This is a genomic window from Rhodobium orientis (genome assembly GCF_003258835.1).
Taxonomy (GTDB): Bacteria; Pseudomonadota; Alphaproteobacteria; order Rhizobiales; family Rhodobiaceae; genus Rhodobium; species Rhodobium orientis.
The window spans coordinates 1-18,321 of the sequence record NZ_NPEV01000076.1 but is presented as its reverse complement, the minus strand read 5'-3'; the positions used below and the strand labels follow the sequence as shown (position 1 = coordinate 18,321).

16 protein-coding genes are annotated in these 18,321 nt (G+C 66.4%); 5 read left to right on the top strand and 11 right to left on the bottom strand.

Annotation, left to right across the window (positions count from 1 at the left end; all coding sequences use genetic code 11):
- Positions 1-43: 43 nt before the first annotated feature.
- From CH339_RS22275 to recA, 3 genes are all read right to left on the bottom strand, one after another.
- Positions 44-1,270: a cyclic nucleotide-gated ion channel gene (locus CH339_RS22275; protein ID WP_111436613.1), complete on the bottom strand. Its 1,227-nt coding sequence runs from the start codon at positions 1,268-1,270 to the stop codon at positions 44-46.
- 513 nt (positions 1,271-1,783) lie between these two features.
- The gene (gene alaS / locus CH339_RS22270) at positions 1,784-4,441 is read right to left on the bottom strand and encodes an alanine--tRNA ligase (protein WP_111436610.1); all 2,658 of its coding nucleotides are present in this window, start codon (positions 4,439-4,441) and stop codon (positions 1,784-1,786) included.
- Between the two features lie 272 nt (positions 4,442-4,713).
- On the bottom strand, positions 4,714-5,793 hold the full coding sequence (gene recA, locus CH339_RS22265) for a recombinase RecA (RefSeq protein WP_111436609.1): 1,080 nt from the start codon (positions 5,791-5,793) through the stop codon (positions 4,714-4,716).
- A gap of 444 nt (positions 5,794-6,237) precedes the next feature.
- Here recA and CH339_RS22260 point away from each other — a divergent pair, with 444 nt between their 5' ends.
- From CH339_RS22260 to CH339_RS24840, 3 genes are all read left to right on the top strand, one after another.
- Entirely contained in the window at positions 6,238-7,419 is a 1,182-nt protein-coding gene (locus CH339_RS22260; protein WP_111436608.1) for a cell surface protein, read from the top strand.
- Positions 7,420-7,483: 64 nt separating this feature from the next.
- Positions 7,484-8,422, top strand: a complete 939-nt coding sequence (locus CH339_RS22255; protein ID WP_111436607.1) for a DUF6384 family protein — start codon at positions 7,484-7,486, stop codon at positions 8,420-8,422.
- Positions 8,423-8,435: 13 nt separating this feature from the next.
- On the top strand, positions 8,436-9,845 hold the full coding sequence (locus CH339_RS24840) for a coiled-coil domain-containing protein (RefSeq protein WP_170138623.1): 1,410 nt from the start codon (positions 8,436-8,438) through the stop codon (positions 9,843-9,845).
- Between the two features lie 281 nt (positions 9,846-10,126).
- Here the strand turns inward: CH339_RS24840 and CH339_RS22245 are convergent, their stop codons facing one another.
- The gene (locus CH339_RS22245) at positions 10,127-10,981 is read right to left on the bottom strand and encodes an SDR family oxidoreductase (protein ID WP_111436606.1); all 855 of its coding nucleotides are present in this window, start codon (positions 10,979-10,981) and stop codon (positions 10,127-10,129) included.
- A gap of 104 nt (positions 10,982-11,085) precedes the next feature.
- On the opposite strand from CH339_RS22245, the gene CH339_RS22240 reads away from it, so the two are divergent.
- Positions 11,086-11,496: a winged helix-turn-helix transcriptional regulator gene (locus tag CH339_RS22240; protein ID WP_111436612.1), complete on the top strand. Its 411-nt coding sequence runs from the start codon at positions 11,086-11,088 to the stop codon at positions 11,494-11,496.
- Between the two features lie 5 nt (positions 11,497-11,501).
- Here the strand turns inward: CH339_RS22240 and cckA are convergent, their stop codons facing one another.
- The 7 genes from cckA to flgB all read right to left on the bottom strand — a co-directional run bounded on the left by cckA (position 11,502) and on the right by flgB (position 17,598).
- Positions 11,502-14,072, bottom strand: coding sequence for a cell cycle histidine kinase CckA (gene cckA / locus CH339_RS22235; RefSeq protein WP_111436605.1), 2,571 nt, complete (start codon positions 14,070-14,072; stop codon positions 11,502-11,504).
- 161 nt (positions 14,073-14,233) lie between these two features.
- Positions 14,234-15,313, bottom strand: a complete 1,080-nt coding sequence (flhB, locus tag CH339_RS22230; RefSeq protein ID WP_111436604.1) for a flagellar biosynthesis protein FlhB — start codon at positions 15,311-15,313, stop codon at positions 14,234-14,236.
- A gap of 9 nt (positions 15,314-15,322) precedes the next feature.
- A complete protein-coding gene (gene fliR / locus CH339_RS22225) occupies positions 15,323-16,087 on the bottom strand; it encodes a flagellar biosynthetic protein FliR (protein ID WP_245408193.1) in 765 nt (254 codons plus the stop codon).
- 7 nt (positions 16,088-16,094) lie between these two features.
- A complete protein-coding gene (gene fliQ, locus CH339_RS22220; RefSeq protein WP_111436603.1) occupies positions 16,095-16,358 on the bottom strand; it encodes a flagellar biosynthesis protein FliQ in 264 nt (87 codons plus the stop codon).
- 30 nt (positions 16,359-16,388) lie between these two features.
- Positions 16,389-16,709: a flagellar hook-basal body complex protein FliE gene (gene fliE / locus CH339_RS22215; protein ID WP_111436602.1), complete on the bottom strand. Its 321-nt coding sequence runs from the start codon at positions 16,707-16,709 to the stop codon at positions 16,389-16,391.
- 49 nt (positions 16,710-16,758) lie between these two features.
- On the bottom strand, positions 16,759-17,169 hold the full coding sequence (gene flgC / locus CH339_RS22210; protein WP_111436601.1) for a flagellar basal body rod protein FlgC: 411 nt from the start codon (positions 17,167-17,169) through the stop codon (positions 16,759-16,761).
- A gap of 33 nt (positions 17,170-17,202) precedes the next feature.
- On the bottom strand, positions 17,203-17,598 hold the full coding sequence (gene flgB, locus CH339_RS22205; protein WP_111436600.1) for a flagellar basal body rod protein FlgB: 396 nt from the start codon (positions 17,596-17,598) through the stop codon (positions 17,203-17,205).
- Positions 17,599-17,846: 248 nt separating this feature from the next.
- Here flgB and CH339_RS22200 point away from each other — a divergent pair.
- On the top strand, positions 17,847-18,321 hold a 475-nt coding region (locus tag CH339_RS22200), incomplete at its 3' end, for a flagellar biosynthetic protein FliO (RefSeq protein WP_245408192.1).

The window sequence follows — 18,321 nt, the reverse complement described above, 5'->3', positions numbered from 1 at the left end:
GGGCATCCCCCGCGCGCCTTTTCTTTTTGGCGAATGGGAAAGGTCAGTCGTCCGGATCGTCGGACGCCTTTCGCGCCGCGCGGATCTCCTCTTCCGTCAGGTCGCCGCCAGGCGTGACGATCTCCTCGCCGATGCGCTCGCGCACCACCTTGCGGATATGCGCACCGATGGTCGGGTTGCGATCCATCAGCACATGCAGGTCGGCGGCGTCGAGGGCAAGAAGGTTGCAGATGGAAAGCGCGGTCATGTGCGCCGAGCGCGCGGTCCGTTTCAGCACGGCGATCTCGCCGAAGAACGCCCCGTCGGAAAGTTCGAACGTCTGGTTCGGCAATTCCACGCGGACCCGGCCCGACGCGATGAAATACATGGAGTGGGCGTCCTCGCCGGCGCGCGAGATGATCGCGCCCTTTTCCACCCGCTGCGCCCGCAACAGCTTCATCACCTCCGCGATCTCCGCCGCCGACATGGAGGCGAACAGCGGCACGCGGGCGACCATGCCCCAGGTGACGACGAAGTCGCGCTGGTGGATTTCCCGGGCAAAGGCCGTGGCGACGATGCCGATCGGCAGGGCGAACATGGCATAGCCGGTCAGCATGACGATGCCGGCGACGACCTTGCCGAAGGTGGTGACCGGCACGACGTCGCCATAGCCGACCGTCGTCAGCGTCGCGATCGCCCACCACATCGCCGCCGGGATCGAACCGAAGGCCTCCGGCTGGATCGTGCGCTCGGCAATGTAGAGGACGGTCGCGGACGTCAGCACCACGCCCATGATGATGATCAGGCTGCCGACGAGCGCCCGGCGCTCCGAAATCACTGCATTGCCGAGCGAGGCGAGGCCCGGCGAGAAGCGCGCCAGCTTCAGGAACCGCACGAGGCGGAAGAGCAGCAGCGCGCGCAGATCCGTCGTCTCGAAGAACAGCAGCGCATAGAGCGGCAGGATCGCAAGCAGGTCGACGATGGCCGCCGGATAGGCCATGTAGCGCAGCCGGGCGAGCCAGGACGGCAGGTGGCGCAGCGCGCCGTGCTGGTCGGCCGTCCAAAGCCGAAGCACATATTCCACGGTGAAGACGAACAGAGAGACCAGCTCGATGACGAGGAACGCCTGGCGATAGCGCTCGCCATAGGCCGGCACGGTCTCCAGCACCACCGAGCCGACATTAAGGATGACAAGGAGCGCCAGCATCCGGTCGACGAAATGGCTGGCGCTGTCGCCGGCAGCGCCTTCCTCCAGGATCTCAAAGACCCGCTGTTTCGTCCGCCCGGCCATGCCCGCGGCCACTCCCTGCCCCGTCCGTCACGCCGCCTTCCGGAGGGAAGACGCCCGCGTGTCCCGCAAAATCCCTACCAGCTTTCCGATAAGAACTTGCTAAAGCGCGAATGGGAGTAGAGTGGACAGGCCATATAACGAGCCCGCGCCTGCAATTGCCACGGAGAAAAGAAGGCGGCCGGCGAGATTGGACGAACCTCTGCGAGCGCATTTCCTGAAACAAGACGTGGCCCACCGCAGCGAACGCATCTACGCCGCCAGGTCCTTCCGCGACGCGTGGATTGCCGCGTCGGCCTACCGGCCTCCTCGCAATGACGTTGAAATATTTATCGAATCTGAAACGGGCGTCATTGCGAGCGAGAGCGAAGCAATCCAGCACGGAGCCGGCCCGAGCGAAGGCCATTCCACCAGGAACCGGGCAATGGACGCTCGTCGTCCGCAGGCCCATCGATCCAGACGGTCGGAAGTGCCCGGCATTGCCGTTGCCAAACGCACCCCCAAAGTCCGTCCCGATCAGGCGGCGCTGAGGGCGGCCTCGATCGCCTCGATTGCCTTCTCGGCCCGCGAGCCGTCCGGGCCCCCGGCCTGGGCCATGTCGGGCCGGCCGCCGCCGCCCTTGCCGCCGAGCTCCTGGGAGCCGATGCGCACCAGATCGACGGCGTTGTAGGCGCCGGCAAGGTCCTCGGTGACGCCGACGACGATGCCCGCCTTGCCCTCGTCGGTAACGCCGACGACGACGACGACGCCGGAGCCGACGGACTTCTTGCCGTCGTCGACGAGGCCCTTGAGGTCTTTCGGACTGATGCCGCTGACGGCGCGGGCGAGCAGCTTGACCTTGCCGAGGTCGCGGATGGGCCGGTCCGTGCTGGCGCCGCCGCCACCGAGGGCGAGCTTCTTGCGGGCCTCGGCGAGGTCCTTTTCGAGCCGGCGCCGTTCCTCAACGAGGGTCTTGGTGCGCTCCAGCGCCTGGTCGGGCGTCACCTTCAGGAGCGCCGCAATATCCTGCAGGGCCGCATCGTGGCCTTCCAGATAGCGCCGGGCCGCCGCCCCGGTCAGCGCCTCGATGCGGCGCACGCCCGCGGCGACTGCGCCTTCCGAGACCAATGTGAAGAGGCCGATATCGCCCGTGCGGCCGACATGGGTGCCGCCGCAAAGCTCGACCGAATAGGGCTTTGCCGGGTCTTTCAGGCCCTCGCCCATGGTGACGACCCGGACCTCGTCGCCGTATTTCTCGCCGAAGAGGGCCATGGCGCCGGATTCGATCGCTTCGTCGACCGCCATCAGCCGGGTCGCAACCGGCGCGTTCTGCAGCACGACCGTGTTGACCATCTCCTCGATCGCCTCGGCCTCGTCGTCATTAACGGGCTTGGGGTGGGCGAAGTCGAAGCGCAGCCGGTCCGGCGCCACCAGCGAGCCCTTCTGGGTGACGTGGTCGCCGAGAATGCTGCGCAGGGCCGCGTGGAGGAGGTGCGTCGCAGAGTGGTTGGAGCGGATCGCGGCACGCCGCTCCGCATCGACGACAGCCTCCACGGCAACGCCCTTCTCCATCCTGCCCTCTTCGACGACGCCCATATGGACGTGGAGACCGTCGGCCTTCTTGGCGACGTCCGTCACTTTGAACCGACCGCCGGGGCCGACGAGGACGCCGATATCGCCGACCTGGCCGCCGGACTCGGCATAGAACGGGGTCTGGTTGAGGATGACGGCGCCTTCCGCGCCGGCCTCCAGGGCATCGACCGGCGCACCGTCGGCGATGAGGGCGGCAACGACGCCTTCGGCCTTCATGGCATCGTAGCCGAGGAACTCGGTCGCGCCGAGGTCCTCGCGAAGGCCGAACCAGACGGTTTCTGTGGCCGCCTCGCCGGAGCCGGCCCAGGCCGCGCGGGCCTCCGCCTTCTGGCGCGCCATCGCTTCCTTGAAGGCGTCGGTGTCAACGGCGATGCCGCGCGGACGCAGGGCATCCTCGGTGAGGTCGAGCGGGAAGCCGTAGGTGTCGTAGAGCTTGAAGGCGGTGCTGCCGTCGAGGGTCGCGCCCTCGCCCATCCCGGCCGTCGCTTCTTCCAGCAGGCCGAGGCCGCGCGACAGTGTGCGCCGGAACCGGCTTTCTTCCAGCTTCAGGGTTTCGGTCACCAGCGCCTCGGCGCGGGCCAGTTCCGGGAAGGCCCGGCCCATCTCGCGCACCAGCGTCGGCACCAAGCGATAGAGCAGCGGGTCGCGCGCGCCAAGGAGGTGGGCGTGGCGCATGGCCCGGCGCATGATCCGGCGCAGCACATAGCCGCGACCCTCATTCGACGGCAGCACGCCGTCGGCGATCAGGAAGCTGGTGGCGCGCAGATGGTCGGCAATGACCCGGTGGCTGGCGAGGTGCGGTCCCTCGGCCACAACGCCGGTCGCGTCCTCCGAGGCGCCGATCAGCGCCCGGAACAGGTCGATGTCGTAATTGTTGTGGACGCCCTGCAGGACGGCGGCGATGCGCTCAAGGCCCATGCCGGTGTCGATCGACGGGCGCGGCAGCGAGACCCGCTCGTCCTTCGTCACCTGCTCGAACTGCATGAAGACGAGGTTCCAGATCTCGATGAAGCGGTCGCCGTCCTCGTCCGGCGATCCCGGAGGACCGCCCGGGATGTCCTCACCATGGTCGAAAAAGATCTCCGAGCACGGCCCGCACGGTCCGGTCTCGCCCATCGCCCAGAAATTGTCCGAGGTGGCGATGCGGATGATGCGCTCGTCCGGCAGGCCGGCGATCTTCTTCCACAGATCGAACGCATCGTCGTCCTCGGCAAAGACGGTGACCAGCAGCCGGTGCGCCGGCAGGCCGAATTCCTTGGTGACGAGCGTCCAGGCAAGCTCGATGGCGCGCTCCTTGAAGTAGTCGCCGAAGGAGAAGTTGCCGAGCATCTCAAAGAAGGTGTGGTGCCGGGCGGTATAGCCGACATTGTCGAGGTCGTTGTGCTTGCCGCCGGCGCGCACGCATTTCTGCGACGTCACCGCCCGGTCATAGGGCCGGGTCTCAAGGCCGGTGAAGACATTCTTGAACTGCACCATGCCGGCATTGGTGAACATCAGCGTCGGATCGTTGCGCGGCACGAGCGGGCCGGAGGAGACGATCTCGTGACCGTTCCTGGCAAAGAAGTCGAGGAAGGAAGACCGGATCTCGTTGACGCCACTCATGGATGTCCAATGCCCTTGCTGTCGGCCCGGCGCGGCCGGAGGATTTCTGCGGCAGGTTTAGCGCGCCGGTATCATGCTGTCCACCGAGCTCGCGCGCGCCACCGCCCGGCGCCGGAGGACCTGGCCATGCCGCGGCGCCACGCCCGTTTCACGGCCCCGATGACGCAAAAAGCCGGCGCCGCCATCGGGCCGCGCCGGCTCTCATATAGGGTTTTTGGACCGTTCGTCACCGGGGTGCAATACGACCCCGGGACGCCCGCCCGCGCGGCGTTCTAGCTGCCGACGGCGACGTCGTCCTCGTCGCCGGGGCCGTCCTGCAGGATCTGCTCGGCGATCAGCCCGGCATTCTGGCGGATCGACATCTCGATGGTGCCCGCGATGTCCGGGTTCTCGCGCAGGAACTGCTTGGCGTTCTCCCGGCCCTGGCCGAGACGCTGGCTGTCATAGGAGAACCAGGCGCCGGACTTCTCCACGATGCCGGCCTTGACGCCGAGGTCGAGGAGTTCGCCCATCTTGGAGATGCCCTCGCCATACATGATGTCGAACTCGACCTGGCGGAACGGCGGCGCCATCTTGTTCTTGACCACCTTGACCCGGGTCTGGTTACCGACCACCTCGTCGCGGTCCTTGATGGCGCCGATGCGGCGGATGTCGAGGCGCACGGAGGCATAGAACTTCAGGGCGTTGCCGCCGGTGGTCGTCTCCGGATTGCCGAACATGACGCCGATCTTCATGCGTATCTGGTTGATGAAGACGACCATGCAGTTCGACTTGGAGATCGAGCCGGTAAGTTTGCGGAGCGCCTGGCTCATCAGCCGCGCCTGCAGGCCCGGCAGGGATTCGCCCATCTCGCCCTCCAGCTCGGCCCGCGGCGTCAGCGCGGCGACCGAGTCGATGACCAAGATGTCGACGGCGCCGGAGCGCACCAGCGTGTCGGCAATCTCCAGCGCCTGCTCGCCGGTGTCCGGCTGCGAGATCAGCAGTTCGTCGAGATTGACGCCGAGCTTGCGGGCATAGATCGGGTCGAGCGCGTGTTCCGCGTCGACGAAGGCGCAGATGCCGCCGGTCTTCTGGGCCTCGGCGATGGTCTGCAGCGCCAGCGTCGTCTTGCCGGACGATTCCGGCCCGTAGATCTCGATCACCCGGCCCTTCGGCAGGCCGCCGATGCCGAGCGCGATGTCGAGCCCGAGCGAGCCTGTGGAGACGGTCTCGGTCTCCACCACCTGGCCCTGGCCGAGCTTCATGATCGACCCCTTGCCGAAGGCACGTTCGATCTGCGTCAGCGCCGCGTCCAGCGCCTTGGACTTGTCCATGGATTTACCCTCTACGAGGCGAAGTGCTGCCTGACCCATAACTCTGATCCCTTATTTCACGGCCCGCGCGCCGGTTCAAACTAAGACAATTGTACATGTTTTGTTCCGAACTGGAAAGGCCCTTTTAAGATACTGTAAAAATTGATGAAATGGAAAAATGTTCTAAATATGTCCCGTGGGTTTTCGCGAGCGGGCGGACGGCGTGCGGCCCGCAACCGCGCCGCAATGGCGCGGATCGGGCGGCAACGACGGCCCCGCTTGCGATTCGGAAAGCGCCCGGCTCAGCCGAAAGTGGCGGCGTCGGAGAATTGCCCGTCTGCCTCGTCCGGCTGCCGGCCATTTTTGCCTTGCGCTCCGAAATGCCCCTCCCCACTTATGCCCCGTTCCGGGCACCATTCCGCTGGTATGAGGCAAGGCGACCGGCTATCGTTCTGCCGCAACCGGGACAGGCAGAACACCGGCGTTTCAGGAGGGAAACAGACGATGAGCGACGTGGCCTTGAAGCCGATGCAGTATCTCGACCGCGCGACGACCGCGCTCCGGGACATGGGGGTTTTCCCCGAAAACGTACCCGAGGAGACGCCGGTGACCGCGCTCCTGGAACAGATTTCCGAACTCGACCCCGACCGCATCGTCATCATCAACCGCACGCTCAACCAGCAGTCCGTCTTCAACGAGGTGGTCCGCGAGCAGATCTCGGCGATGAATATCGGCCAGCGCTATGAGGAGATCACCGAGGGCTTCAACTCGATCCGCGACGATGCCAAGTCGATGGTCGACCAGCTCGACGACGGCAAGATCGACATCTTCGAGCGCGCCCAGAACATCTGGATGAAGATCGCCCGCGGCGACATCTCCAGCCGCTTCGACAAGGTCCAGGAGATCTATCTGGACGTCGCCAGCGACACCAAGGACCAGATCAAGCGCGAGAAGGTCATCCTCGATTCCTACCGCGACTTCCGCGGCGCCCTGAAGCAGGCCGAGGTGCTGGCGCTTGAGGTGCTGGAGACCGCGGAAAAGCGGCTCCAGGCCACCAAGGAACGGCTGAACGACGCCTCCACGCTCGTTGCCGACTATGCCGGCGACAAGCCGGCCGAGAAGGCCCGGCTGGAAATGGCCCGCGACGAGCGCCTGCGCGAGATGCAGTCCGAGGAAGGCCGCTACCAGATCGCCAAGGACCTCTCCGACAATCTGACCATCGGCTACAACACCTCCGAAGTCGTCATGGCCCGGCTGATGCAGACGACCAGCGCCAAGGAGAGGGTCTACCAGCAGTCCGTGTCGTTCTTTTCCACCAACGAGACGGTGCTGACGGCGCTGAAGGCCTCCTTCACCGGCCTTTTCGGCCTGCACGAGGCGACCGAGACGCTGAACGAGATGAAGGAAGGCGTGTCGAAGAGCCTGGAGACGCTGGCGGAGATCGGCGACATCGTCCAGGAAGAGGCGATCAAGGCCGGCTACGGCCCGACGATCCGCGCCGATGCGGTCAAGAAGCTGGTCGATTCCGTCGTCAACTTCCAGACCCGCTCGCGCGAGATCATCAACGAGATGCGCGACCTCTCCACCAAGAACTCCGCGGAGATCCGCGACGCGGTGGAGGACGGCAAGCGCCGGCTGGCGCGGCTCGCCGCCGAGGGCAACCAGGTCCTCGCCGAACGCGGGTAAGCAGTAACGGCAGGGGCACCGGCGGGTACCGGTGCCCCTCCACGACCGACCGGGGGCTGCGACCATGTCCGATACGGCGCAGAAAAAAGACCAGCCGCTCGACGAACTGATGATGGCGATGGACGTGGTCGACACGTTGCGCCATCGCGACCGGCTGGTGACGCGAGAACTCGCCGCGGATCTGCGCGAGGACCAGCTCGTCGATCGCCTGCGCGAGATCTACCGCAACCAGGGCATCGAGGTGACGGACGAGATATTGGCGCAGGGCGTTGCCGCGCTCGCCGAGGAGCGCTTCGTCTATTCGCCGCCCGATGCCGGCTTCTCGCGCACCCTCGCCCTCCTCTACATCCGCCGCGGTTCATTCGCCAAATGGATCGGCGGCATCGTCGTCGTCGTCGTGCTCGCCGTCGCCGGCTGGTATTTCCTCCTGGAGCGGCCGCAACAGCAGGCGGCCGCGGAGCTGACGGCGCAACTGACGACAGGCATCCCGCGCCAGATCGAGACGACGCTGGCCGCGATCTCGCGGGACGCCAAGGACCCCGCCGTCATTGACCGCGCGACCGCCATCGCCAACGATGGCCTTGCCGCCGCAAAGGCGGAAAACGCTGCGGCCGCGCGCAAGGCGGTGGCCGATCTGAACGCCCTGCAGGCGCAGCTTCGCCAGGCCTATGACGTGATGATCGTCTCGCGGCCGGGCACGCCGTCGGGCGCCTCGCGCATTCCCGACGTCAACCGCCAGGCCCGCAACTACTACCTCATCGTCGAGGCGATCGACCGCAACGGCACTGTAGTGCCGCTGCCGATCAAGAGCGAGGAGGACGGCACGACGACAACCGTCGAGCAATGGGGCGTGCGCGTGCCGAAATCGGTCTACGACCGGGTCGGCCGCGACAAGCGGCGCGACGGCATCGTCGACGAGGCCCGCATCGGCGTGAAGCAGCGCGGCTTCCTGGAGCCGCGCTGGTCGGTCGCGGTCGAGGACGGACGGATAACCAAGTGGTAGCGGGACGGAAAGCATGATCAGCGGCCGCAACGCCTTGTCATCGATCGAACAGGCCCTTGCCGATCTCCGGCGAGAGGAAAACGACGTCAAGGGCCGCCTTCAGGCGGCGACCGAGCGGCTCGCCGCCGTCCAGGCCGAGCAGACCGACGCCTATCAGGACCTCGCCCGCTTCCGCCTCGACGACCACGCCGGAAAGGCCCTGCGCGGCCGGCTCGACACCTCCGCCAAGCGCGCCCGGCAATTGCTCGCCGAGCGAAAGGACGTCGTCGCCGAGATCACCGCACGGCGCGAAAAGGTCGAGACGGACCTGGAAAAGCTGGCCCAGCTCCGCACCGATCGGACGAAGGCGCTGGAAGCCGCCGGCGAAAAGCTCGATGCGGCCTCGGCGGAGGCGGAAAACGTGCTCGCCGACAACGAAGCCTGGCAGAAGCAGCATGCCATCGTGGAGGCCGCCGCCAAGGTGATCGGCGAGGCCGAGAGAAAGGCCGAGACGGCAGAAAGCGACCGCAAGGAAAAGGGCGCGCCCTACGAGGCCGATCCGCTGTTCATGTATCTGTGGGAGCGCGGCTACGGCACCTCGCGCTACAAGGCCGGCAACATCGCCCGCATGCTCGATGCCTGGGTCGCCGGGCTCGTGCGCTATCAGGACGCAAGGCCGAACTACGCCATGCTGACGGAGATCCCGAAGCGCCTGCGTGAGCACGTCGAGAAGATGAAGGAAAAGGCGCAGGGCGAGCTGGCCAAACTGAAGGCGCTGGAAAAGGACGCCCTGGAGCGGGTCGGCGGCGCCGGGCTCGATGTGCAGATGGCAAAGCTGCGCACCGAAATCCATGCCTTCGACAAGCGCTTCGGCGAGTTGAACGGCGAGCTCGACCGCCTGCGCGCCGAGGAGGACCGGGTCGCCTCCGGCGAGGACGAGACCTTCAATGCCGCCGTTGCCGCGCTCGGTGATTCGCTGAAGGACGACGATACCCGCCGGCTCTGGAAGGAGGCCAAGCAGACCCCCTCGCCGGAGGACGAGCGCATCCTTGAGCGGATCGAGAAGACTTACGACGACATGCACGACTGCGACATGGTCATCGAGACCGCGCGCAAGGATCTGCGGCGCATTTCCCGGCGCCGCGACGAACTCACCGAGGTCGCCCAGGACTTCCGCCGCCGGCGCTACGACGACTACGGCTCGAATTTCGCGGACGACGCCATCATCGGCTCGGTGCTCGGCGAGTTCCTGCGCGGCGGCATGAGCGGACGCGACTACTGGAGCCGCATCGAGCGCGGCCACCGACACGCACCACGACGCGGCCCCATCGGCGGCGGCTTCCCGGGCATCCCCGGCGGCGGCGGCCCCTGGGGCGGCGGCGGAGGCGGCGGCGATTTCGGCGGTGGTGGCGGAGACGGCTTTTCCACCGGCGACACGTTCTGACGTCCGTCCAAGGCTCGCTCAGGCGATAGCTTCCGGAACGGTGGTGAACGTCAAGGCTCCTGGATTGCCGCGTCGGCCTGGCGGCCTCCTCGCAATGACATTGAATGCATTGGGGAATCCGTCATTGCGAACGGAGCGAAGCAATCCAGAAGCGGCGTGGGCGACGAGCATCTGAATGCCGAATGGACAGGGGCAATAGGCCCGGCTCTCCGCTGCGCTCCGGCCGGGGTGACGCTGAGGACGACGGACCCTCGCAGCGCCACCCACAAACTCCGCCGCTCCTACTGCTCGAGCGTTGCCTTGACCACCTCTTCATAGGGCGTCGTCGGACGGCCGATCAGGGTCGACAGCGTCCCGGAGTCGTCGAACAGCGCACCCTTGGCGGCGCCGGCATCGGAATCCGCCAGCAGCGCGGCGAACGGCTCCGGCAGTCCGGCGCCGAGGAGTGCTGCCTTGAATTCGGCCTCAGGCAGATCGTTGTAGGCGACCTCCTTGCCGGAGAGGCGCGCGATGGCGGCGGAGAATTCCGCCAGCGTGTAAAAATCGTCGCCGGCAAGCTCATAGACCTTTCCGGCGTGTCCGTCGCTCGTCAGAACGGCCGCAGCAGCAGCGGCGTAGTCCGCGCGGGCGGCCGACGCGATCCGTCCCTCGCCGGCAGCGCCGAGGAAGACGCCGTGGGCGAGCGCGGGCGGGATCGAGGCGGCGTAGTTCTCGGTGTACCAGCCGTTCCGGAGGAGCACGTGCGGCACGCCGGAGGCCGCCAGGGCCGCCTCGGTCTCCCGGTGCTCGACGCCAAGGCCGAGCGGCGAGGTGTCGGCATGCAAAAGGCTGGTATAGGCGAGAAGACCGACGCCGCCTGCCTTGGCGGCTTCGATGACGGCCCGGTGCTGCGGCGCCCGCTTGCCGACCTCGCTGCCCGAGATCAGCAGGACCTTGTCCGCGCCCGCAAAGGCGGTCGCAAGGGTCTCCGGCCGGTCATAGTCGGCAACGCGCACGGTAACGCCCTTGTCGGCAAGATCGGACACCTTTTCCGGCGTGCGCACCGCGGCGACGATTTCCTCCGGCGGGACTTTCTGGAGCAGTTCCGCGATGACGAGGCGGCCGAGCTGGCCGGAGGCTCCGGTAACGACGATCATGATGAAATTTCCTTGGTTTTGTCTGTCAGGACCTCCAAGGTATGGCCTTGCAAACTTTTTGAAAGTACCTACAAAAAGGTAAGTATGAACTTTTGGAAAACGCCATGACCGAACGCACGCATCTGCCGGCCTCCGGTATCGCAGAAAAGCTGGCCCGGGGCGACGTCTTCAGCGAGGCGTGCCCCTCGCGGCAGATCCTGCAGCACATCACCAGCCGCTGGGGCGTCCTGGTGCTGGTGGCGCTGTCGGGCGGGACCCATCGCTTCGCCGAACTGCGCCGCAAGGTGTCGGGCGTCAGCGAGAAGATGCTGGCGCAGACCCTGCGCGCGCTTGAGACGGACGGCCTCGTCGACCGCACCGCCTTTCCGGTGGTGCCGCCCCATGTGGAGTACAGCCTCACGCCGCTTGGTCGCGAGGCCGCCATACGCGTGGAGGCGCTGGTCGACTGGATCGAGGACAATCTGGACGATCTGCAGGCCGCACGGGCGGAAGCGGAGCCGGCGGCGGTGTTGTAGGCCGGCTACTGCCCGAGCGCTTCCTTCACCGCCGTCGCAAGCTGCTTCAGCGTGAAGGGCTTCGGCAGGAAGCCGAATTTCTCGTTCTCCGGCAGGTTCTTGGCAAAGGCGTCTTCGGCATAGCCGGACACGAAGATGATCTTCAGGTCCGGCCGGCGCTTGCGCAGCTCCCTCAGGAGAGACGGGCCGTCCATCTCCGGCATCACCACGTCGGAGACGACGAGGTCGACGGCGCCGTTCTCGCCGTCCAGCACCTCCAGCGCCTCGCTGCCGGAACTCGCCTCGTGGACGGTGTAGCCGCGCGAGGCAAGCGCCCGGGCGGCAAAGGCGCGGACCGCCTCCTCGTCCTCGACGAGGAGGATGGTGGCATCGCCCGTGAGGTCGCTGAGCTGCGGCGCCTCGGCCACCTGCTTCCTGGTCTCGGCGGGGACCGCCTCCTCCACGTGGCGCGGCAGGAAGATGTTGAAGGTCGTGCCCTTGCCGACCTCCGATTCCGGATAGACGTAGCCGCCGGTCTGCTTGACGATGCCGTAGACGGTGGACAGGCCCAGGCCCGTCCCCTTGCCGACCTCCTTGGTGGAGAAGAACGGCTCGAAGATCTTCTCCATCACCTCCGGCGGCATGCCGGTGCCGGTGTCGATGACCTCGATGCGCACGAACTCGGCATCCGGCAGGCCCTGGAAGTCGAAGGCCGCCGTCTCCTCCGGCCCCACATTGGAGGTACGGATGGTCAGGGTGCCGGATTGCTCCATCGCGTCGCGGGCGTTAACGGCAAGGTTGATGATCACCTGCTCGAACTGGTTCAGGTCGGCCATCACCGGCCAGAGATCCCGGCCGTGGACGACCTTGAGCTGCACCTGTTCACCGAGCAGTCGGTCGAGCAGCACGGAAAGGTCGGTCATCACCTCGCCCAGCTCCAGCACCTGCGGGCGCAGCGTCTGGCGGCGCGAGAAGGCAAGCAGTTGCCGCACCAGGCCGGCGGCCCGGTTGGCGTTCTGCTTGATGTTCATGATGTCCTGGAAGGCCGGGTCGCTCGGCCGGTGGCTGGCCAGCAGAAGGTCGGAAAAACCGATGATCGCCGTCAGCATGTTGTTGAAGTCGTGGGCGACGCCGCCGGCGAGCTGGCCGATCGCCTGCATCTTCTGGCTCTGGGCGAACTGCGCCTCCAGCGCCCGCTGTTCGGTGGTCTCCAGCGCATAGACGATCGCCGCTTCCGCCTCGCTGTCGACGTCGGCGTCGTGGGCGCCCTCTTCGACGGCGGAGACGTAGAACCTGACGAAGCGGTTCTTGTTGCCCTCCAGGGCGACGTCGAAGGGCGGGATCTCGCCCTTGCCGGCACCGGCCGCGGCAAGCGCGGCGCCGAGCCGTTCGCGGTTTTCCTCCGCGACCACGTCGGTGAGATGCGCCGGCGCGCCGGCCTCGGCCTTGGCAACCTCGCCGAACAGCCGCATGAACGGGGCATTGGTGCGTCCGATCCGGCCCTGCCGGTCGACCGAGGCAATGGCGATCGGCGTGTTGTTGAAGAACCGGGTGAACCGGACCTCGGCCGCCCTCAGCGATTCGGAGATGTCCTCGCCGGGCGAGCGGTTGAGCACCAGCGTCCGGCTTTCGCCGCGCAGGCCTTCCGTGCCGAACGGCACCCGATGCATCAGCCGCACCGGCAGGCTCTGGCCGTTGCGCTTGACGAGGTCGAGGTCGATCAGCTCGGTCACCGTCTTGCCCGGCTCGCCGGAGATGGAATCAAACAGCACCGTGCCGTCGCCCTGGACGATGTCGGCGAGCATGATCGAGCCGACGTCGAACTGGGCAAGGTCATAGCCGAGCCAGTCGGCGAGCGTTGCGTTGATGTAGAGCAGCCGCCCGCTCGCGTCGGCGGAAAAGAAGCCGGCCGGCGCATGGTCGAGGAAGTCGATCGCCCGCTGCAGCTCCTGGAACGAATTCTCCTGTTCGTCGCGGTCGCGGGTGATGTCGGCGACCCGCCAGACCGTCAGGTTGCGCTCCGCCTTGCCGCCGCCCTCGACCTGGAACGGCCGCACCCGGATGCGATACCAGCGCGCCCCGCCCGTGCTCTCGCCGAGCGAATGGCCGAGCCGGATCTCCTCGCTCGCCGGCCGCCCCTCGCGGCCCGCCTGGGCCAGCCGGAACACCGTTTCCGTCACGCTCGGATCGCCCGAAAACACCCGCTCCACGGTGCGCACGTCGCGCGGGGTCTCGGCGCCGACGAGGTCGGCATAGGACTTGTTGGCATAGACGATGCGGCCGTCCGCATCGACGACGATGGTGCCCTCGCTCATGGAATCGAGGAACGCCTTGGCGAGCGCGTGGTTCTGGGACTTGCCGGCGAATTTGATGAGCCCGATGGCGCCGGCAAAGAGGGAAAAGACGCCAATGACGGCGAGCACGCCGAGCAGCGCCAGCACATAGGGTTCGGCCTGCTCGCGGCTCATGAACGCGAACGCCCCGGCCGCCGTGACCAGCGCCACGGCGAGGAAGATCAGGAGGCCGATATTGCCCGTCCGCTCGGTGCGGTCGATGATCGGCTCCCTGGCGGACGGCGCGGCGTCGATACGGCTCATGGGTCTCCCGCAGGCGATTCAGGCGTGCCGGAGAGCATTCCCCGGCCAAACGTCAATTGCAATGAAGATTGCCGTCGCAAAAAACCCGTCCCCAGATCGTTGCCGGATCGCCCTCTGCCGCCACCGGCCGCTGCCCTTAAGCGTCCCGGCGTCGTTTCCCGTTACGTCGCCCGCCACCCCTTGGACGACTTCTGACGCATGATATAGCCGATGACCTCGGCGACTGCACGGTATTGCGCCTCGGGAATCTCCTCGTCGATGTCGACGGCGGCGTAGAGCGTACGCGCGAGCGGCGGATTCTCGATGGTCGGCACCTCGTGTTCCTTGGCGACCGCGCGGATCCTGAGGGCGACCGCATCGGTGCCCTTGGCAACGCAGAGCGGCGCGTTCATGCCGCGCTCGTATTGCAGCGCCACGGCAAAGTGGGTCGGGTTGGTGATGACCACGGTCGCCTCCGGCACCTTGGCCATCATCCGGCGCCGGCTGCGCTCGTTGCGAAGCTGGCGGATCTTTGCCTTGACCGCCGGATCGCCTTCGGTCTGCTTGTACTCGTCCTTGATCTCGCGCAGCGTCATCTTCTGCTTTTCGTGCCAGCGCTGGCGCTGCCACATGAAGTCGAGGCCGGCGACCACCGTCATCACGGCGATGATCGCGCCGAGCAGCTTCAGCACCAGTTCGCGCAGGATCGCCAGGATCACGTTGACGTCGGCGGTCATCATGGTGTCGAGCCGGTCGCGCTCCGGATAGATGACGATCACCATCAGCGTTGCGACGATGCCGATCTTCACCACGCCCTTGGCGAAGTTGAACAGGCTCTCGCGCGAGAAGAGGCGCTTGAAGCCGGACGCCGGCGAGATCTTGGACAGCTTCGGCTTGATCGGCTCCAGCGACCAGACCATCTGGTGCTGGACGAGGCTGCCGGCGACCGCGATCGCGGCAAGCAGAAGCATCGGCAGGATGAGCGCACCGGCGAACGCCGCGCCCGATTGCCAGAACAGGTGCTGCAGCGCCCCGCCATCGATGGGAATGGTGCCGGCGTGCTCCAGGTATCCCTTCAGCGATTTGCCGAGGGCTCCGGCCATGTGCGGCGACAGCATGGCGACGACGATGGCGATGCCGGCCATGGCGAACCAGGACGAGACCTCCTGGCTCTTGGCCACGTCGCCCTTCTTCAGGGCGTCGTCGAGCCGTTTTTGTGTGGGTTCTTCTGTCTTTTCTGACTGGTCGGTATCGTCGGCCACGGCGCGCTCCTACTGCACCAGGAAGCGCGTCAGGCCGGCTTCGATATGGCCGACATAGGCGGTCATGATCGCACCGATCAGGAGGAACATCAGGATGAGGCCCATGAGGATGTTGGCCGGCATCGCGATGAAGAAGATCTGGATCTGCGGCATCAGGCGGTTGAGCAGCCCGAGACCGAAATAAAACACCAGGCCGAAGACGAGGAACGGCGCGGAGATCTGCAGCGCCACTTCGAACGACGAGGTGATGACCATCAGCACCATCTGCGCGGCATCGCCGACCGGCGGGATGGTGCCCGGCGGAAACAGCGTCAGGCTGTCGTGGACGCCGGCAATCGCCACGTGATGGAGGTCGGTGGCGAAGATCAGGGTGGTGCCGAGCAGGCCGATGAAGTTGGCGAACAGCGCGCCCTGGATCCCTTGCGCCGGATCGACCGCCTGGGCGAAGGCAAGGCCGCTCTGGCTGGCGATCGTCGTGCCGGCGACCGTGGCCACGGACAGCAGCAGGCGCGTCGACAGGCCGATGGTGAAGCCGACCAGCATCTCGCCGCCGCCGAGCGCGATGAGGCGCGGGATGGTGATGTCGACGCCGACGGGATAGAGCGGCGCGGCAGCCGGATACATCACCAGCGTCAGGAGCACCGCAAAGCCGAGCCGGGCCTGCATGGAGATCGACGTCTCGCCGAGTGCCGGCATCAGCATCAGCATGGTGCCGAAGCGCGCGAACATCAGCATGAAGATGGCGGCGATGGAGGGTAAAAGGGTGATCGTCACGGCCGGCCTACCCGGCGACGATGAGATCGGTCAGCCGGGCCATATAGGTCGACAGCACCTGTCCGATGAAGGGCAGCGAGACCATCATGGCAAAGAAGATGGCGAGGATCTTCGGCACGAAGACCAGCGTCATTTCCTGGATCTGCGTCAGTGCCTGGAACAGGGCGACGACGACGCCGACGGCCAGTCCGACGATCATCATCGGGCTGGCCACCTTGATCAGCGTCCAGATGCCCTCGCGGGCGACGTCAAGAACTTCAAGGCCGGTCATGGCCCCACCCCTTGTCAGATGCCGCAACGGTCAGATCGGCATCCGCATGATCTGTTCGTAGGCGGCGATCACCTTGTCGCGCACCGACACCATGGTCTCCAGCGCCACTTCCGTCTCGGCCACCGCGGTGACCACGTCGACGACGCTCGCCTTGCCCTGCAGCATGTCGACCGCCTTGGTTTCCGCGGCGCGGCCGTCACTGACGACCTCCTTTGCCGCATCGGTGACCAGGTTGGCGAAATCCGGCCGGGCCAGCGCCTCCTTGGCATCGACAGCTTTGCCCGAGTTTGACTGATTCGCCAGCCGGAGGGCGGCGTTATAGGCGTTGGCGGCAACGGTGGGTGTGGTCATTGTCCTGTCCTCGTCTGGCGAAGGCGGAAGGGCGGGCGGTCAGCCGCGGTTACCCCCTGAGGATATCGACGGTCCGCTGCAGCATGCTGCGCGTCGAGCGGATCACGTTGAGATTGGCTTCGTAGCTGCGCTGGGCCTGGCGCATGTCGACGGTCTCGATCAGCGTGTTGACGTTCGGCATCTTGACGTAGCCATTGGCGTCCGCCGCCGGATGGCCGGGCTCGTATCGGGTGTTGAAATCCGAACGGTCCTCGGCGACGCGCCCGAGCTTCACGGTCGACGCCTCAAGCTCCCGGTCGAACTTCGTCACGAAGGTCGGGATCTTGCGCCGGTAGGGATCGCCCTCCGGCGTGCGCGCCGTGGAATCGGCGTTGGCGATGTTTTCGGCGATCACCCGCATGCGGCCGTTCTGGGCCCTGAGGCCCGAGGCGGCGACCATGATCGACTTCAGAAAATCCATGCCGGATCAGTCCTTTCTGGCGCAAAGGCGCCGTCAGCGGTTGCGCACGGCAAGCTTCAGAATGCCGAGGCCGCGCGAATAGAGCGTCGTCGCGGTCTGGTAGTCCATCTGGTTGGAGGTGATCTTCATCATCTCCTCTTCCAGCGTCACGCCGTTGCCGTTCGGGGTCAGTTGGAACTCGTCGTCCTTCTCGGAAAACCGCGGATCGCCGGGCGAAACGGGGATGTGCATCGGATGGGTCAGCGCCGCACCGATTCCGGGCTGCGTCTGGACAAGCGCCCGGTCGAAGCTGATCTTCTTGAGGTCCTTGCCCTCGAAGTCGGGCGTGTCCGCATTGGCGATGTTCTCGGCGAGGACGCCCTGGCGCACCTGGTGCCAATGCATCTTCGTCCGCAACGCCTGGAACAGCCGCAAGTCGGTGAACGCCACGGTGAATCCCCTTGCGCATCGAACAGTCCGGCATATCTTGCCGGCTTCATGGTTAACGGGGTGTTAACGCGCTTAACGATCGGGTAACCATGTTGCCGGAAGAAACGGCTTGATTGCTGGCATTGCCTGCGGCGTTTGAACCGCGCGGAAACGGGCATGCGGCAACATTTGCCGGCTTCTGTTAACCTTGCCGGAAACGGCGCGAGATTCGCGCGCGCACCGTTCGTTACGTCGGGAGACCGAACCGCATGAGTGACTGGCTGATGGAGACCTTCGGCATGAGCGCCGGCTGGGCGCGCGGCATCCAGGTCGTGATCGCCTTCGTGATCGTCTTTGCCCTGCTTGCGGCCTTCCTGTGGATCATGCGGCGCCTGACCCGGACCGGTTTCGGCCATGGCGGGCGCACCCGCCAGCCGCGGCTGGCGATCATGGACCAGGCCCATATCGACACCCGCCGCCGGCTCGTCCTGGTGCGGCGGGACAATGTGGAGCATCTGGTGCTGGTCGGCGGGCCGAGCGACGTGGTGGTGGAGCAGAACATCGTCCGCGGCCAATCGATGGCCCCGGGCATGCGCGCGCCCTACCCGGCGGTCGCCCAGCCGATGCCTGCGGCGAGCGTTGCCCCGGCGGCACCACAGCCGCCGGCCGCGCAGGGCCCCGTCGGACCGGTCGCTGCCGCTGCGGTGGCCGTTGCCGCCGCCACCGACGACGAGATGCCGGAGC

Bases quoted from the DNA above. Each gene is read 5' to 3' on its own strand.
- CH339_RS22260 (WP_111436608.1), top strand. From the start codon at position 6,238: ATGAGCGACGTGGCCTTGAAGCCGATGCAGTATCTCGACCGCGCGACG.
- fliQ (WP_111436603.1), bottom strand. From the start codon at position 16,358: ATGACCGGCCTTGAAGTTCTTGACGTCGCCCGCGAGGGCATCTGGACG.
- cckA (WP_111436605.1), bottom strand. From the start codon at position 14,072: ATGAGCCGTATCGACGCCGCGCCGTCCGCCAGGGAGCCGATCATCGAC.
- fliE (WP_111436602.1), bottom strand. From the start codon at position 16,709: ATGACCACACCCACCGTTGCCGCCAACGCCTATAACGCCGCCCTCCGG.
- flgC (WP_111436601.1), bottom strand. From the start codon at position 17,169: ATGGATTTTCTGAAGTCGATCATGGTCGCCGCCTCGGGCCTCAGGGCC.
- CH339_RS22275 (WP_111436613.1), bottom strand. From the start codon at position 1,270: ATGGCCGGGCGGACGAAACAGCGGGTCTTTGAGATCCTGGAGGAAGGC.
- CH339_RS22255 (WP_111436607.1), top strand. From the start codon at position 7,484: ATGTCCGATACGGCGCAGAAAAAAGACCAGCCGCTCGACGAACTGATG.
- CH339_RS24840 (WP_170138623.1), top strand. From the start codon at position 8,436: ATGATCAGCGGCCGCAACGCCTTGTCATCGATCGAACAGGCCCTTGCC.
- CH339_RS22245 (WP_111436606.1), bottom strand. From the start codon at position 10,981: ATGATCGTCGTTACCGGAGCCTCCGGCCAGCTCGGCCGCCTCGTCATC.
- CH339_RS22240 (WP_111436612.1), top strand. From the start codon at position 11,086: ATGACCGAACGCACGCATCTGCCGGCCTCCGGTATCGCAGAAAAGCTG.
- alaS (WP_111436610.1), bottom strand. From the start codon at position 4,441: ATGAGTGGCGTCAACGAGATCCGGTCTTCCTTCCTCGACTTCTTTGCC.
- recA (WP_111436609.1), bottom strand. From the start codon at position 5,793: ATGGGTCAGGCAGCACTTCGCCTCGTAGAGGGTAAATCCATGGACAAG.